14 protein-coding genes and 1 pseudogene are annotated in these 16891 nt (G+C 44.7%); 8 read left to right on the top strand and 7 right to left on the bottom strand.

Going from position 1 to position 16891, the window contains the following annotated elements; translation table 11 throughout:
• Positions 1–46: 46 nt before the first annotated feature.
• Positions 47–1270, bottom strand: coding sequence for a thiolase family protein (locus ONE56_RS17555; protein ID WP_331437650.1), 1224 nt, complete (start codon positions 1268–1270; stop codon positions 47–49).
• Between the two features lie 252 nt (positions 1271–1522).
• On the opposite strand from ONE56_RS17555, the gene ONE56_RS17560 reads away from it, so the two are divergent.
• The 5 genes from ONE56_RS17560 (at position 1523) to ONE56_RS17580 (ending at position 6587) form a co-directional block, all read left to right on the top strand.
• Positions 1523–1897, top strand: coding sequence for a MerR family transcriptional regulator (locus ONE56_RS17560; RefSeq protein WP_041153914.1), 375 nt, complete (start codon positions 1523–1525; stop codon positions 1895–1897).
• 118 nt (positions 1898–2015) lie between these two features.
• The gene (locus ONE56_RS17565) at positions 2016–3185 is read left to right on the top strand and encodes an isovaleryl-CoA dehydrogenase (protein ID WP_423840600.1); all 1170 of its coding nucleotides are present in this window, start codon (positions 2016–2018) and stop codon (positions 3183–3185) included.
• A 21-nt stretch (positions 3186–3206) separates the two neighbouring features.
• Complete coding sequence (locus tag ONE56_RS17570) at positions 3207–4811, top strand: carboxyl transferase domain-containing protein (protein ID WP_423840601.1); 1605 nt, start codon at positions 3207–3209, stop codon at positions 4809–4811.
• Positions 4812–4833: 22 nt separating this feature from the next.
• Positions 4834–5679 carry an enoyl-CoA hydratase-related protein gene (locus ONE56_RS17575; RefSeq protein WP_423840602.1) on the top strand — a complete coding sequence of 282 codons (846 nt, stop codon included), beginning with the start codon at positions 4834–4836 and terminating at the stop codon, positions 5677–5679.
• Positions 5676–6587: a hydroxymethylglutaryl-CoA lyase gene (locus ONE56_RS17580; protein ID WP_423840603.1), complete on the top strand. Its 912-nt coding sequence runs from the start codon at positions 5676–5678 to the stop codon at positions 6585–6587. The genes ONE56_RS17575 and ONE56_RS17580 overlap by 4 nt, the downstream gene beginning before the upstream one ends.
• A 19-nt stretch (positions 6588–6606) precedes the next feature.
• On the opposite strand, the gene ONE56_RS17585 is transcribed toward ONE56_RS17580, so the two are convergent.
• The 4 genes and pseudogenes from ONE56_RS17585 to ONE56_RS17600 all read right to left on the bottom strand — a co-directional run bounded on the left by ONE56_RS17585 (position 6607) and on the right by ONE56_RS17600 (position 10219).
• On the bottom strand, positions 6607–7488 hold the full coding sequence (locus ONE56_RS17585) for a DMT family transporter (protein WP_423840604.1): 882 nt from the start codon (positions 7486–7488) through the stop codon (positions 6607–6609).
• A 226-nt stretch (positions 7489–7714) separates the two neighbouring features.
• The gene (locus tag ONE56_RS17590; RefSeq protein WP_245228336.1) at positions 7715–8236 is read right to left on the bottom strand and encodes a methyl-accepting chemotaxis protein; all 522 of its coding nucleotides are present in this window, start codon (positions 8234–8236) and stop codon (positions 7715–7717) included.
• 15 nt (positions 8237–8251) lie between these two features.
• A pseudogene (locus ONE56_RS17595) lies at positions 8252–9028 on the bottom strand (PAS domain-containing protein); the annotation flags it as partial.
• 309 nt (positions 9029–9337) lie between these two features.
• Positions 9338–10219 (bottom strand): LysR substrate-binding domain-containing protein, encoded by an 882-nt coding sequence (locus ONE56_RS17600; protein ID WP_423840605.1) that lies wholly within the window; start codon positions 10217–10219, stop codon positions 9338–9340.
• Positions 10220–10407: 188 nt separating this feature from the next.
• On the opposite strand from ONE56_RS17600, the gene ONE56_RS17605 reads away from it, so the two are divergent.
• On the top strand, positions 10408–11604 hold the full coding sequence (locus ONE56_RS17605; protein ID WP_423840606.1) for an MFS transporter: 1197 nt from the start codon (positions 10408–10410) through the stop codon (positions 11602–11604).
• 720 nt (positions 11605–12324) lie between these two features.
• Here the strand turns inward: ONE56_RS17605 and ONE56_RS17610 are convergent.
• On the bottom strand, positions 12325–12564 hold the full coding sequence (locus tag ONE56_RS17610) for a hypothetical protein (protein WP_245228387.1): 240 nt from the start codon (positions 12562–12564) through the stop codon (positions 12325–12327).
• Between the two features lie 532 nt (positions 12565–13096).
• Here ONE56_RS17610 and ONE56_RS17615 point away from each other — a divergent pair.
• Positions 13097–13435 carry a cytosolic protein gene (locus ONE56_RS17615; protein WP_423840607.1) on the top strand — a complete coding sequence of 113 codons (339 nt, stop codon included), beginning with the start codon at positions 13097–13099 and terminating at the stop codon, positions 13433–13435.
• A gap of 342 nt (positions 13436–13777) precedes the next feature.
• Here ONE56_RS17615 and ONE56_RS17620 read toward each other — a convergent pair whose 3' ends face one another.
• The gene (locus ONE56_RS17620; RefSeq protein WP_423840608.1) at positions 13778–14971 is read right to left on the bottom strand and encodes an acetate/propionate family kinase; all 1194 of its coding nucleotides are present in this window, start codon (positions 14969–14971) and stop codon (positions 13778–13780) included.
• A 358-nt stretch (positions 14972–15329) separates the two neighbouring features.
• Here ONE56_RS17620 and ONE56_RS17625 point away from each other — a divergent pair, with 358 nt between their 5' ends.
• Positions 15330–16868, top strand: coding sequence for a putative bifunctional diguanylate cyclase/phosphodiesterase (locus tag ONE56_RS17625; RefSeq protein WP_423841148.1), 1539 nt, complete (start codon positions 15330–15332; stop codon positions 16866–16868).
• The last annotated feature ends 23 nt before the right edge of the window (positions 16869–16891 follow it).

Here is a 16891-nt window from a genome sequence, read left to right on the forward strand (position 1 = left end):
TACTCCTTCGTTAATATTAAATCCGTTATTATTGAGTCGTAATTGACTATGGTTGATATGAGCGTGGTATCTCGATACCGATAGCGGTTGCCTCTCCACCGCCAATGCAAAGTGATGCAACACCTCGCACTACCTTTCTATTGCTTGACTCACCATCTAATGCTTGTAGTTGACGTAAACTGTGAATAAGCGTCACTAAGATACGTGCTCCGCTCGCGCCAATCGGGTGCCCGAGTGCACAAGCGCCCCCTTTAACGTTGACTTTAAAAGGATCGATACCAAGTTCCGCTGCCGCAATTTGTGTCACCACCGCAAACGCCTCATTAATTTCCCACAAATCGACCTCGCTCACCGACCAATCTAACTGGGAGAGCAATTGTTCAATGGCATAGACAGGTGCCAAGGTAAATTCCGACGGGGTTCTAGCGTGGGTAGCATGCGACTTAATTATCGCAAGTGGCGACAATCCTTGGTGGCGGGCGACGTCTGAATTCATCAATATCAGTGCCGCTGCGCCATCAGAAATCGCGCTGGAATTGGCGGCGGTAACAGTACCCGTTTTACTGAACGCGGGCCTAAGGTGAGGAATTTTATCGAGTTGAATAGTTTCAGGAAGCTCATCGTCCCGCATCATTTTCGTCGACGATCGATGCTGGCATTCTATTGATATTGGCGAAATTTCGTCATCAAATAGCCGCAGTTTTTGTGCCTCTAATGCTCGCGTTGCCGACATGATTGCCCATTCATCCATCTTTTTGCGGCTAAATTTGAGCTTGTCAGCGATTTGTTGAGCATATACCCCCATAAGGTGCCCTTCATAAGCATCTTCCAATCCATCGATAAACATATGGTCATGCATTGTCTGATGCCCCATACGCACACCTGCTCTCATACTATTCAGAAGGTACGGGGCGTTGGTCATACTTTCCATGCCTCCCGCCAGAGCGGAGCGAATCGAGCCCGATTTGATAAGATCGTGGGCTAACATAACGCTCTTCATCCCTGAGCCACAGACTTTATTGATGGTGGTACACGGGGTGGTATGAGGAAGGTTGGCGCCAAGAGCAGCTTGTCTTGCTGGCGCCTGCCCACAACCCGCAGGTAAAACACACCCCATCAAAACCTCATCGACAGAGTGAATCCCAGCGTCTTCAGCCACAGCCTTAATAGCCAATGCCCCCAGCTCTGGTGCGGAATACGATTGCAGTTGACCTTGAAACCGTCCGATTGGCGTTCTTTTGGCACTGACAATCCAAATGTCGTTTTCCATGCTTCTCGTTCCTTGTCCGTTTATCACTACCAGGAATTCCACACCTAGCACACTCTTTGGCGTGCTTTTATCTGGTCGCGGCTTCCAGTCCCCCTCTAGGGTGAACTTTCACGGTGTAATTTCTTGACGTTTACGTAAGCATAGCACTAGCCTTTACGGTAAGGTGAAGTAACGCAAATTTTTCTATGTTTCTCTTAACGGAAACTCAGAAGTTAAGGTCTGTAGAAGCAAGAGTTTTGAGGTAAGCATCTGATGGAACAGTATAAAATAAGTGACCTAGCGAAAGAGTTCGATATCACCACTCGCAGTATTCGGTTTTATGAAGACGTGGGTCTTATCGAACCCGAGCGCAAAGGAAACATGCGCGTCTATCAACGTAGAGATAAGATCCGCCTAAAACTGATTTTGCGAGGAAAACGACTTGGCTTCTCTCTCGCAGAGATTCGCGAACTGTTTGAATTGTATGACCTGCACCAAACCGATGAGCAATTATTGAAAATGCTCAATATCATTGAAGAAAAGCAGGCCCACCTTCAACAACAGCTTAATGATATAAAAATTGTAATGGGTGAATTAAACGCGGCGAAAGAGCGTTGCTTACTCGCCCTAAAAAGTAAACAAAAATAATCAATGACATTTGCTTAACGAGCATCAACTGCCCTTAATAACCATAACCATCGCTATAACCATAACGCTAAACAACCGACCACCGTACGCACATTTGATTCTGCCATTGGGAGACGTTATGAATACCCGCTACACTCCACTCAATTTTGGTCTCGGTGAAACCATTGATATGCTCCGCGAACACGTCAACGCGTTTGCAAAAGAACACATCGCTCCCATTGCTGCCGATATCGATCGTGATAATCAATTCCCAAACCATTTATGGAAAAAGTTTGGTGACATGGGGCTACTTGGCGTGACCGTAAGTGACGAATATGGAGGCGCAGGTATGGGCTATCTCGCCCACGTAGTCGCGATGGAAGAAATCAGTCGTGCTTCTGCCTCCGTTGCACTCAGTTATGGGGCTCATTCCAACCTGTGTGTCAATCAAATCTTCCGCAATGGCTCGGCGGAACAACAACAGAAATACCTACCAAAATTAATCGACGGCTCACACATCGGTGCTTTGGCAATGAGTGAGCCTAACTCAGGCTCAGACGTCGTCAGCATGCAACTGAAAGCGGAAAACAAAGGGAATTACTTCTTACTTAACGGAACGAAGATGTGGATAACAAACGGTCCAGACGCAGACGTTTTTGTTGTCTACGCAAAAACCGATGTCAGTGCAGGGGCCAAAGGAATCACCGCTTTTATTGTAGAACGATGTTTTGAAGGATTCAGTGACGCACAAAAGCTCGACAAACTTGGTATGCGTGGCTCCAATACCTCTGAACTGGTGTTTAACAACTGCGTCGTCCCCAAAGCCAATATACTCGGCAAACTGAACCAAGGCATTGCAGTTTTAATGAGTGGGTTAGATTATGAACGAGTGGTCCTCGCTGCAGGGCCTATCGGTATTATGCAAGCTTGCATGGATATCGTGATTCCTTACATCCATGAAAGGAAACAATTTGGTCAACCTATTGGCGAATTCCAATTGGTGCAAGGCAAACTCGCTGATATGTATTCTCGCATGAACGCAGCAAAAGCTTACGTGTATACCGTTGCTCGTGCGTGTGACAGAGGCGAATGCACGCGAAAAGATGCTGCTGGCGTGATCTTATATAGCGCAGAACTTGCAACGCAAATGGCATTGGATGCTATTCAGTTACTAGGAGGTAACGGATATATCAATGAGTTCGCCACTGGGCGTCTACTCCGAGACGCCAAATTGTATGAAATCGGGGCTGGCACATCGGAAATCCGTCGTATGTTAATCGGAAGAGAATTATTCACGGAATCGAAATAGCCATGAGAAGAGGAATTCATAATGGCCATCATCAAGAGTAAAACAAAGTCTACTGACGCACTATTTCTCTCGAATAAAGCCGCCATGGAAACTTTGGTCGATCAACTCCGTACTGACATACAAACCATCAAACTAGGCGGTGGAGAGAAAGCCCTAGAACACCAGAAAAGCAAAGGTAAATTACCCGTACGCGAACGCGTCGAACACTTACTCGACAAAAACGCCACCTTTCTCGAGATCGGCCAGTTTGCCGCGTGGCAAGTCTATGACGATGCCATTCCTTGTGCGGGTGTCGTGGCGGGCATTGGCAAGATAGAAGGCGTACATTGTATGATCATCGCTAATGATCCTTCGGTTAAAGGCGGCACTTACTACCCTCTCACAGTAAAAAAACACTTGCGAGCTCAAGAGATCGCTAAACGGTGCCGACTTCCCTGCATTTATCTTGTCGATTCAGGTGGCGCCAACTTGCTCCACCAAGCTGAAGTGTTTCCTGATAAAGAGCATTTTGGACGCATTTTTTTTAATCAAGCTCGGATGTCAGCTCAAGGCATTCCTCAAATCGCGGTGGTGATGGGTCTGTGCACCGCAGGTGGCGCTTATGTGCCAGCCATGGCAGATGTATCGATTATGGTGAAAGAGCAAGCCACTATATTTTTAGCAGGACCACCACTGGTCAAAGCCGCAACAGGAGAAATCGTCACAGGCGAGGAGTTGGGCGGCGCTGACGTACACTGTCGGAAATCTGGTGTCGCAGATTACTACGCTAACAATGATGAACATGCCCTACTACTGGCGAGAGAAGCCATTTCCAACCTCAACCAGAAAACACGCAATAATTCAAACCATGCCATTCTCCCTCCCCGCTACAAAGCAGAAGAAATTTATGGCATCGTCAACGCGAACCTTAGGTTGTCCTTTGATGTCAGAGAGATCATCGCACGAATTGTCGATGATTCGGACTTTGATGAATTCAAAGCGCTCTATGGCCGGACCTTGGTGTGCGGTTTCGCTCGACTAGAAGGTCACTTAATAGGTATCGTAGCAAATAATGGCATTCTATTTTCTGAGTCGTCCCAAAAAGGCGCGCACTTCATAGAACTTTGTGCAAAACGCAAGATTCCGCTACTTTTTTTACAGAACATCACCGGATTCATGGTAGGTAAAAAAGTGGAAGAGGAAGGCATAGCCAAGCATGGTGCAAAATTAGTGATGGCGGTTGCGTGTGCCGAGGTTCCTAAATTTACCGTTATTATTGGTGGTTCCTATGGTGCGGGAAACTACGGAATGTGTGGTCGTGCATACGATCCAACCATGATGTGGATGTGGCCTAATGCACGAATATCAGTCATGGGTGGTGAACAAGCTGCTGGTGTTCTAACTCAAGTAAGAAAAGAAGTGAATAAACGTCACAACAAGCAATGGGCCGAGCAAGAAGAACAGACATTTAAAGAATCGATCATAGATTTGTATAACGCCCAAGGGCACCCGTACTACGCCAGCGCTCGACTTTGGGATGATGGCATTATTGACCCCAAACAGACACGAAATGTATTGGCTCAAGCACTAGAAGCGACCCTAAACGCTCCCGTGGCTGATAGTACATTTGGTATATTTAGAATGTGATGAACCTGAATCTGGAGTAAGTATGATGGAAATGCAAGCGAGCATAATTCCCAACGCCAAAAGACAAGACGATGTGCTCTGGCAGGTCGATAAGTATGGAGTGGCCACCATAACCCTCAATAGGACGGCAAAACACAACGCCTTTGATGCCTGTATGATTGATCTACTGATACACAGACTCGACTATCTTGCTTTGCGTAATGATGTTCGTTGTTTAGTTTTGCGAAGTAATGGTGAACACTTCTCCTCTGGCGCAGATTTAAGCTGGATGAAATCAATGGCGAACAGTACACGCCAACAAAACTTCGCGGATGCGCAAAACCTTGCACGTCTGATGGAAACTCTTGATACGTTTCCGCAACCCACGATCGCAGTGGTTCAAGGTTCCGCGTTCGGCGGTGCTTTGGGTTTAATTTGTTGCAGCGATATTGCTATCGCGAGTACAAATGCCAACTTCTGTTTAAGCGAAGTTAAACTAGGCATCGTACCCGCGACTATCTCTCCCTATGTAATGAGAGCAATGGGTAATAGGCAAGCACGTCGTTATATTTTAAGCGGCGAAGTCATTTCTTCCTCAGACGCAGAACGGTTTGGTATTGTGCACGAGGTCCATCCTCCCAAAACGCTGGACGAAGCGGTAAAAAATATCGTCAATACTCTGCTGGTTAACAGTCCAGATGCCATGCGACAAGCCAAAACTCTGTGCCATCAATGCCATCAAAACCCAATTGATTCTCAACTGATCAATTACACCAGTCGCCTAATCGCCGACATTCGTGTTTCTCCTCAAGGTCAGGATGGGCTGCAAGCTTTCCTTGAAAAACGTCCTCCGAATTGGATCAACACACCACTTCCGGAGAAAAAATGAGACTGCTTGAGCGAGTCAATATTGTCGAAGTGGGCCCTAGGGACGGACTACAAAATGAGTCTCCCATTACCACGAAAGCAAAAATCCGTCTGATCGATTTATTGTCCGATACCGGGTTAACGCATATCGAAGCTGGCTCGTTTGTCTCTCCCAAATGGGTGCCACAAATGGCAGATTCAAAGCAGGTGCTCAGTACTATTACACGGCGTAATCAAGTCATATATTCCGCCCTCACTCCAAATACGCAAGGGTTCGAACAAGCTTTGGAAGCAGGCGCCAATCAGGTTGCTATCTTTACTTCTTGTTCGGAAGGTTTCTGCCGACATAACATTAACTGTTCTATCTCAGAAAGCTTAGCCCGGTTTGAGCCTCTGATGGCGATGGCAGCAAAACACGCGATTCCAGTTCGAGGTTATCTCTCTTGCGTTGTCGATTGTCCATACGATGGGCCAACCAAGCCTTTACAGGTCGCAAAAGTGGCTCGTGAACTTATCAACTTAGGTTGTTATCAGGTATCACTGGGCGACACGATTGGCACTGGTACACCAAACCGTATCCGTGACATGTTAGAAGCGGTGATGAGGGTGAATAATGCAGCGACACAGCAACTCGCCGTTCACTTTCATGACACTTGGGGACAAGCACTCGCCAATATCTACCAAGCTCTCACCATGGGTATTAATACTGTGGATAGCAGTGTTGCTGGGCTCGGAGGCTGCCCTTATGCCAAGGGCGCGTCGGGCAATGTCGCGACCGAAGACGTTATTTATCTTTGCCAAGGCTTGGGAATCGAAACGGGTGTAGATTTGAATCTGTTAGCTAAAGCGGGTTGGATGATCAGTGATGAACTGCGACGCCAACCAACCTCTAAAGTGTCACTGGCATTGAGGTATTTATCCGAACGTTAAAAGTTTAGAATCATTCCAATCACACCTTGCGCAGTGGGAAGCGTAACCGTCCTCCCGTACGATAGATGACAAGGGAAAACAGGATAAGCAAACAACCGAACAGCTTGTTTGTCGTGAGTACTTCGCCATACCACAGAATGCTCAGCACCACGGTCCAAACTGGCTCTAAAATCATAATTAGCGCAGCGTTCCCTGCTTGGACAAACTTTTGCCCCATGGTCTGCATAACGTAACGCAAACTCGTCGCAAGCAGTGTACTCAATGCAAACCACCACCATATTGATGAATCAACCTGACGTGGAAAAGACTCCGTGAAATAGGAAACCACCAAACCAAGGCAGCCGGCAGAAAACAATTGCAAACACGTCAGTAATAAAACCGGAAGTTTCTGCGAGTATTTGCTGTTGACATTAAAGTGTAGCGCTAAAATCAGCGCCGCAGCGAGAAACCAAAACTGACTGGCAGATTGTTTCCAACCATCGGCCAGAGAAAGACAGGCAAGCCCAATAGCAGCAATAGGCAAAGAGACCCAAAATATACGTTGTGGGCGCTGACGAAACATTATCCAAGCGACAATGGGCACAAACAACATCGACAAGCTCATAATAAATGCCCCTTCCCCCAAGGTATCGCTGACAGAAATGGCGTATATCCAGGTCATAACAGCGCTACCAAGCAACAAGCCTACACCGCTGGCTGACAATAGATCACCGAACTTGACCGAACGCAGTGAGCGAAAACACAACGGCAATAGACACAGCGATGCGATAGTAAATCTCGAACCAATAAAACCAAATGGAGGCAGTCCTTGTATGGCTTCTTTAGAAAAGATCCAACCGAGCGCTGCAAGGATCGTGGTGATGACGAGAATAAGGGTCGCTTTATGTTCTGAGTTAAGCATAAATACTCACAAAACAGCCGATGACAAAGTCATTAGACGTTAATTAGGACAGCAAAAGAGAAGGTGTAGGCAAGGAAAAATGAACTAACGTTGATCGCTAACCTTGATAAAGAGTAATTATACTCAAATACTCTCACGATACGAGATTAAGATTCTATTAGTCGATTACCAAGCAAAGACGCCATGTTGCTTGGTAAGCTCATTAAATAACAGCGAGATTGAGGTATCAAAGCTTCCGGTTAAACTCAGCAACCACATCGACGACACGACTCGCTCCAACCTGGATGTCATTCATCACGTCACCAGCCGCTACTGATAGCTCCAACGTTTGAAGTGCTTCTTTCTGACATTGAGAAATTAACTCAACAGCATTAGTCGTGCGTAATAAGTTTTCATCGACCATAGATACAATTTCACCCGTTGTCGCATTGGTTCTTGTCGCGAGTTGTCTGACTTCGTCAGCAACGACCGCAAAGCCTCGGCCGTGCTCACCAGCACGTGCGGCCTCAATGGCGGCATTGAGCGCAAGTAAATTGGTCTGATCAGCAATCCCGCTAATGCTACTGACTAATTCGCTAATTTTTGCGGAGTGAGCTTTAAGCTCATCTATCGCAGCACTGGCTTGTGACATCTGCTCTGAGAGCATTTGCATCTTTTCAACCGTTGAGCCAATAACTTGCTGCCCCTGAACCGTTTGGGTGCCCGTCTCTTTTGACACGTCACTGGCCAATTGCGCTGCTTGCGCCATGGATTGTTCTTGCTGCACTTGAGCGGTAATATCAGTGGCGAACTTCACGACTTTATAGAGCTCACCTCTGTCGTTATGGATAGGGTTATAAGACGCTTCTAACCATACTACAGAGCCGTCACGGCTTAGGCGCTTGAACCGCTCCGATACAAAATGACCATCAGAGAGTTTTTTCCAAAAATCAATGTAGGACTGTGAATCAACTTCTTCTCGTTCACAAAATATTCTATGGTGCTTACCGACGATTTCATCAGCTTTGTAGCCCATGGTATTCAAAAAATTAGCATTTGCAGTAAGCACATAGCCATCAAGTGTAAATTCGATCACAGCCATAGAGCGACTCAACGCCTTGAGCATATCATCCTGTTCTCGGGAGTTTTTAATCGTTCGAGTCAGCTCTGAAGCATAAACGACAATATTGGTGACTTGTTTTGATGAGTCAACAATAGGTTGAATCAACGCGCGCAACCATGCTTCTTCACCATTACCTTTAGAAATTTGCAGCGCACCATGCCAAAATTTATTTGACTGAACGCACTGCTTCATACGCTTAAAGTGTTCTGTCTGTTGAGCTTTATCTGGAACCAAATCGCAAAGATGAGTCCCCAACAAACTGCCCTCACTGAACAACAACTGTGTTTCAACGTTCTGGTTTGCTGATGTAATACAACCTTGGCAGTCCAATGACAAGCGCAACATGTCTTGATCTAAACTTTCATGTGCTTGCTTGAGGCTGAACAACTCCTCTTTTAGTTGTTGATTCTCTTGCTGAAGCGATTTACTAAAAAACATAGCGTTCTCTTGATTGAAAAGTACTTTATTATTAACTGGTTACTTTTTTGTGACCGAGCAAATCGGTTAGCAGACCACTCTAGCGAACCATAATACTCTGTAATACTGACATAACTCACATATAATTTCATTTTATTTGACAATATCAATTGTTAAATTTGTTATGCGCGATGTTTATTTTTCCATCTGAAGTAAGATCACAAAAGCCCTTTCCTAAGGGGAAAGGGCTTGAGGTTTTTGGGTATTTTTCTGGCTTTCCGTCGTTACAACAGCGTAAGCGAGGTACGGAGTTACCTCGCGTTGAACGATTTACAGATCCAGTTTCGGCTGAATAAAATCGATAAAAGCAGAAATCCGCTTGGCAACCGAAGAAGACTTATAGTAAACCGCATTAATTTGCTCCCTGCCTGAGTTTCCGATTTTTTCACCTTCTAACAACGCAATTAATCTCCCTTCCGCAATATCATTTTTCACCATAAAGCCCGATAGACAGGCTATTCCATTTCCCATCAACGCGAGCTGTCTCACCGTTTCACCGTTACTTGAGGTCAGCGTTGGCGTAAGCCCTGAAAATCCTTTAAGAGGCCATTCATTGAGTGTTTTTGGTGTTGAAAATCCGATGGTATCGTGATGTTCCAAATCACTACTCTTACTCGGAAAGCCGCGCTTTGATAAATAATCAGGTGAAGCAACAATGTAAAGTAAACTTCGGCCAAGAGGCCTTGCATGTAAGGTTGAATCATTTAATGCACCGATACGAATAGCGATATCGGTTTTCTTTTCTAGTAAATCAACAAAACCTTCATTGGAGGTCAACTCCAACTCAATATCAGGATAGGCTTGATTAAATGGCTGCACCAAGGGGACTAACTGGTGAAACACAAACGGACTAGCGGCATCAACACGTAACCGCCCTTTGGGTAACTCCCCACGGGATATGATCTCATCTTCCGCTTGCTGTAATTGCATAAGCCCTATTCGCACCGACTCAACAAATTGCCGACCCTCATCGGTTAATTCAATCCGTCTTGTGGTTCGGTTTAATATCGTCACGCCAAGCTGGCTTTCCACCTTACTCACCGCTCGTGATACGCGTGCCACCTGTATGTCTAAGCTTTCTGCTGCCGCAGTAAACCCGCCAGCATCAACGACAGTAAGTAGAATTTCTAAATCGTCCGATTTCGTGCGCATGCTGCCTACCGTTTAATTAAGAGTTTCTTTTTAATTATTGCATTTATAACAAATATCATTTGTTAAATAACCTATTTTTTACAACGACATTTCCACGCAAAATCCCTCCATCGAATCCCGGCAGCGCGACACGTTGATAAGCACATTCGCTGCTGTGTACTAGAACCTAACAAAAGAGAGTAAATGACATGCCATTAGCACTTCTCGCATTGACGCTAAGCGCCTTTGCTATCGGAACGACGGAGTTTGTGATCGTGGGATTGATCCCGACCATGGCTTCTGACTTAAATGTCTCACTACCATCCGCAGGACTGCTGGTAAGCCTTTACGCACTAGGTGTAGCGATTGGCGCACCTGTTTTAACCGCGCTAACGGGAAAGTGGAACCGTAAGCACGTCCTCATTGCTATTATGTCACTGTTTGTGATTGGCAACTTACTAGCATGGCAAGCACCTGGTTACAACACCCTTATCGTTGCTCGCATTTTGACAGGTTTAGCCCATGGTGTGTTCTTCTCAATTGGCTCCACAATTGCGACTGGCCTAGTACCTAAAGAAAAAGCAGCCAGCGCGATTGCGATTATGTTCACGGGATTAACCGTGGCATTAGTCACAGGCGTGCCGCTTGGTACTTACATCGGCCAAACCTTTGGTTGGCAATCGACGTTTTTGATTGTAGCGCTACTGGGACTGATTGCCTTGATTGGTAGTGCTTTCTTGGTGCCAACCAACCTGAAACAACCAGCCGCAGCTAAACTATCATCGCAGCTAAAAGTGCTCACTCAACCAAGGTTACTTCTGGTGTATGCGATTACAGCACTCGGCTACGGCGGTACATTTACCGCTTTCACTTTCCTTGCGCCGATTTTGCAGCAGGAAACAGGATTTAGCGCGAATGCAATCAGCCTAATCATGCTGGTATATGGTGTATCAGTGGCGATTGGTAATATTTGGGGCGGAAAAATGGCCGATAAGATGGGGCCAATTAAAGCGCTGACGATTATTTTTGCGGGACTCGCCACCGTATTAGTTGTATTTAACTTTACGGCTATTAACCCTATAGCAGCGGTAGCGACCATTTTAGTTTGGGGGGCCTTTGCATTCGGTAATGTTCCTGGTTTACAAGTCTATGTGGTTAAACTGGCTGAAAAATACACTCCTGATGCGGTAGATGTTGCCTCTGGTCTCAACATTGCGGCGTTTAACGTGGGTATTGCGCTTGGCTCTTGGGGAGGCGGTATGATTGTGTCAGAGATGGGCTTAATGCATACCCCTTGGGTGGGTGCAATGATAGTTCTCGTTGCGCTTGTCCTTACGCGAATGAGTGGACGCCTAGATAGACCAACAGAAAGTCAGTGGGAACAAGAAAGCGTACTTGTAAAGTAAGCATCACGACAATGGTTACTGGCTGGGTAAAACCGATATGGGCGGAAAGGAAGGTAAGGTAAGGTAACAGCAGAAGAGAGTGTCAAAGGCATGCTTAATGTTATCAACAATTTAAAACTTAAGTATTCAGGTTCATTTTTTGTCTACGATGGCACTCAATTGCCATGGTAAGCCTAGTAGTTACGTCACATCCAAGCTCTAAGGGTAGGATATGCTTTTAACCTTTATAGTTTTAATCCCTTTCTATTGTCGCTTTGCTTGGCTGGTATTTACACAAAATCTCCCGTGATATTTCCTAAATTGACTGAGATTGGGGGTGACGATGAAATCCTATAAATTGATATTGCCTGCATCTATGGCTAGTCAGATTACATATTCTAGGGAAACTGCGAGATTTCTCTGATACTGAGTAAATACTTTAACGCGAAATTGGACATAAATGAGTCAATCATTTTGCTAAATTAGCTTTTCACAGATTGGCTGAGGTATTGCTAAACTTCTAATCGGGTGACCAAATTCACCCAGCCACTACAATGCGCTTCTGCTATGTAACTTCGAACACTAGCAAATCGCCCCGCAGGTTCATGAGGCGGATACTGACAATCGAGATACTAATTACTTCTTAAAGATAAAAGCGGCTTTCCCAGGAAAGCCGCGATGAACCAAAAGCAGTTACACAAAATTATTTACAAGGTTCTTAAACCACCAAGAGCACCAATCTCACGTCGGCCACTTTAAAGAGAACATTAAACAAACTATAAAAACAGAAAAACCAATCGAAAAATAACCACAAGCCTTAGCTAACTTCAGATAGCTCGGATTATCTCTTATATCACGTCTATCCAACACACCAGTGCGCCCCCAATGCAAAAACTTCAACCCGCCATAAAAAAAAACAGCCGCAACCAAAAGCACACCAAGGCTGTCTTTCAACCACACCATCAAATTATCAATGCTCAATTGATCTCCCTCTCTCACTATCTACACGACTAGTGCGACCTTCGCGCTCGTTATATTCATCTCTACGATTTCCATCCCCGCGCTCCGACTCATCACTTGAAGTCCGCGTTGTATATACAACAGTACTCTATGTAACAGAAAGATCTACATCAATAGCGCTTCCAAAGCCAACACTCATCTCCCCTCCAATCAACTCATTATTTGAGTTATAACTTAGCGTCCCACCAATATTCACTACACTGCCAAGCTCCCCACTCACCGTAGTAGAGGTTCTAGAAGTAACACTTTCCAATGAATCTGAATGGCTACCAATATAGTAGCCACTTCTAGTATGATCAAAAGTATGTCAAATCACCGCTAGGTGAAATAATATATCAACTAGGCGTAACTCCGAATGGGGCAAAGACGCGTTTCAAGTTGGCCTAGTGCATATCCGGAAATAGCACAGACTTTCGCCTTTAGCAACTAAACCTCTACTACGTTATCCCCTGGTAGTGATAAAATCTCTGCACCAGAATTACTGAGAAACTCTATGTTTATCCATCATGTTAACGGCATCGACTGGCTGGTGATTACAGCTTTTGAAGAACTGAAAACTATATTTATCGAAGAAGCCGGTGCGATCCCCTCTTACTTCTCTGCCGCCAGCGAATTGAACCTGATTGCTCAAGCCAAGCGCACTTATGGATATTTGCCTACACTCAGCGGCGTAATTACTGATACCGGAACGTTTCAAAGCCAAGCTAACGAAGAAGATTTGAACCCACAGCTTGCCTGCCTCGTTGAGGGACGTGGTCGGGTGTTTATCTATCACGGCGGCTTTGTGGCTTTTGTGGATGACGAGCAAACCTTTATTACCCGAATGGACTGAAGTTTATTCAGTAACTTGAAATCGGAGACTTGGCATCCTTAGCCGTTGATCCGCAAGCGCTTCGTTTATTAACTGGGGGCGAATTGAGCGGATCCGGATGCAAGCCTCAATAGGAGAAGAAATGTTGCAGTTAACTGACGAGCTGTTTCCCTAGCAAAGAATGGAGCATAAACAAGTCAATACGCACCTTGTTGGCTCGGGAGCGACGAAAGTCAGTTGCAAAAGTTAATTTAGTGAATGATGCTTACATCGCTATACGCGTGATTAGCAATGGCCAATCCAACATAAAAATCGAAAAAGCGAGCACGAGGCTCGCTTTTAAATATCTGTTGTTGTTATATATTACAACAACTCAACCGATTGTTGAGCAATCACCCACTCTTCATTGGTTGGAATAACCAGTGCTTTCGCTCCTAGCAACTCAGATGTTGCAATAAGACCTGCGTTACCAAATCTTGCGTCTTCGTTACCTTTCTCATCTTCAACAAACCCTAACAGTTTTAGGTTTTTCAAGATTTCACGACGAATTGGTAGCGAGTTTTCACCAATACCGCCAGTGAAGATGATGCCATCGAGTGAATCAAGTGCAGCAAGGTAAGAAGTAATGTATTTCGCAACGCGGTAAGTGAAGATATCAAACGCCAATTTCGCACGTGAGTTGCCCGCTTCCATCTCTTCTAGTACACCTCGCGCGTCACTTGTCACACCTGATACTCCGAGGAAGCCAGACTTCTTGTTCATCATTTCGAACACTTCGTCTTTTTCCCAACCTTTACGGAAAAGGAACTCGATTACACTTGGGTCGAGATCACCACAACGAGTACCCATCATTAAGCCAGCTAATGGAGTCAACCCCATACTGGTATCAACACATTCGCCATTTTTTACCGCACTCACTGATGCACCGTTACCCAAGTGCACGGTGATAAAACTGCTTTTTTCAAGCGGTTTATCTAACATTTTCGCAGCTTCGCGGCTTACGTAATAATGACTTGTACCATGAGCACCGTAACGACGCACTTTATGATCTTCGTAAAGTTCGTAAGGAAGCGCGTACATAAACGCTTTCGCTGGCATGGTTTGGTGGAAAGCAGTATCAAAAACTGCAAATTGAGGTAGTGAAGGGAATGCTTTCATCGCAGCTCGCATACCTTCTGCGTTTGCTTTGTTGTGTAGAGGGGCCAGTTCAGCAAGGCGTTCGACTTCTTGAATAACGTTTTCGTCTACTTTCACGGTGCCTTTAAAAGTTTCACCACCAGCAACAATACGGTGACCGACGGCTACAAATTTTGAACTCAAGCCTAAAGTCTCGAGTAGTTTTACCACTCGCTCAACAGCGTACTGATGATGGTTACCGCCAGCAGGGATCGCTTCAACGGTTTTTTCTCCCTGATATTTCCAACTGATTTCAGCTTCAGGTAGGCCAAAACATTCTCCGATACCTGAGACCAAAGCTTCACCAGTTTCAGAATCAATAACAGCAAATTTTAAAGAAGAGCTACCAGAGTTGATCACCAGTACAAACGAATTAGACATGAATAGTTATCCTGTTGTAGAGCAGAGGTTGTAATAGCGCTTGCGCGCTGCGTATTCCTTATTTACCCATTATTCAATAATTTTTGAATCTTTCAACATTTTTTAAGTAAAAGCGTTTTAATCGAACAGTTTTTATTGATCTAGCACATTTCTTGATTTTATTTGAGTACTAAAAAAAACATATTGATAAGCTTGCGTTATGATTAACCTAACTTGCACAAAATTGAAAATATAAGCTAAGTTGTGTATTGGATGGATAAAAATAACAAACTAAACAATCAGCCGGGGTAAACGCGTGCCCACAGTAACTTCTCTATTGATAATTTTTGGCTTAGTTTTCCTATGTTGGGGATGGCGGATAACAAAAAATATCTGTTCAAAGACACAGGTTGCTGGATGGCCATGGCTTCTGTTGCTTATAACCAGCTTTATAATCGCGTATTCCGTTTTCCTGTACGCAATACAGCAAAAGTCGATTACGTCTCATCTAGACACTGGCGTCGCCGTTCTACTATTTGGTGGCAGTGTTTTTGTCGTTTTAGTGGTGAAGTGGAGTAACGAATCGATTCAGGAACTACATAGTATTGCGGAAAGAGAGAAACAAAATGCCATTCATGATTCTTTAACCAACCTGCCTAACCGTAAATACTGTTATGAATTGATCGCAGAACGTATTCGCTCGGGTGATCCGTTCTCTGTTATCCTTTTTGATGTAGTGAACTTTAAACAGATTAACGATGCAATGGGGCACTTTTGTGGTGATCAACTCCTCATTCAGATCGGAGAAAGACTTCGAAAAACCCTCGATGGCAATGACAAACTTTTTCGCTTTGGTGGTGATGAATTCGTCATTCTTACGTCTTCAGCATGTGAGCAAGATGGAAAAACACTAATAGATAAACTCGACAACGCCATGTCGACTCGCTTTCATCTTGACGAATTTCAGGTATCTTCACGCGTTGTATTCGGTATCAGTACTTACCCAAAACATGCCGAATCCAATGACCTATTGATCAAACATGCAGACATTGCAATGTACCACGCCAAACGTAACGGCAACTTGTTTGCATTTTACAACGACAACATGAATATAGGTGCAAAATATCAGCTTGAAATAGCTAACCGGATCGACAGCGCACTTGAACACGATGAGTTTCGTCTCAACTACCAGCCTCTTATTGATGCTCGAACCAATTTGGTCGTAGGCTTTGAAGCCGTCATTCGTTGGCATGATAAAAATGGAGAAACCATTTCACCTAATGACTTCATTCCAATAGCAGAGCGCAGTAACCAAGTGACCAACATTACGATGTGGGTTCTAGGCCAAGTAGAGAAAGATCTAACCGTGTTTATTCAAAATGGTATTAGACTACCTGTTCACGTTAACTTGTCGACAAAGGATCTGTCGTCGAACTTACTGCTAAGTCGTTTAGAAAAGCTAGTTGAAACAACCCCTCACTTTTCTAATCTCCTCAGTTTAGAAATCACTGAAACCATGGCAATAAATAGAGTGGCAGAACTCAAGCCACTCATTACACAAATTAAAAACCTCGGTATAAAAATCAGTTTGGATGATTTTGGTACTGGGTACTCTTCACTTTCTTTGTTGAGAGATCTACCTGTTGATCAAATTAAAATTGATCAATCATTCCTGAGTACAGCAAACCGAACCGAAGATTCTCGGTCAATTGTCGAAAATACAATAGCGCTCGCACATGGCTTGGGGTATTCCGTCGTTGCTGAGGGTGTTCAAGATATGGATACATTAAGGTTCTTACGTCATCGAGGCTGTGACATTATACAAGGGTATTTATTCTGCCCTGCTCTACCGATCAGTACAGTGATCACTTGGGTTAACGAGCACAACGAAAAACAGAGCTGTATACGCAGTGCATAAAAAAGCCGAGGCATCGCTCGGCT

Origin of the sequence: Vibrio mytili, from assembly GCF_049563345.1 — a bacterium.
GTDB lineage: Bacteria > Pseudomonadota > Gammaproteobacteria > Enterobacterales > Vibrionaceae > Vibrio > Vibrio mytili.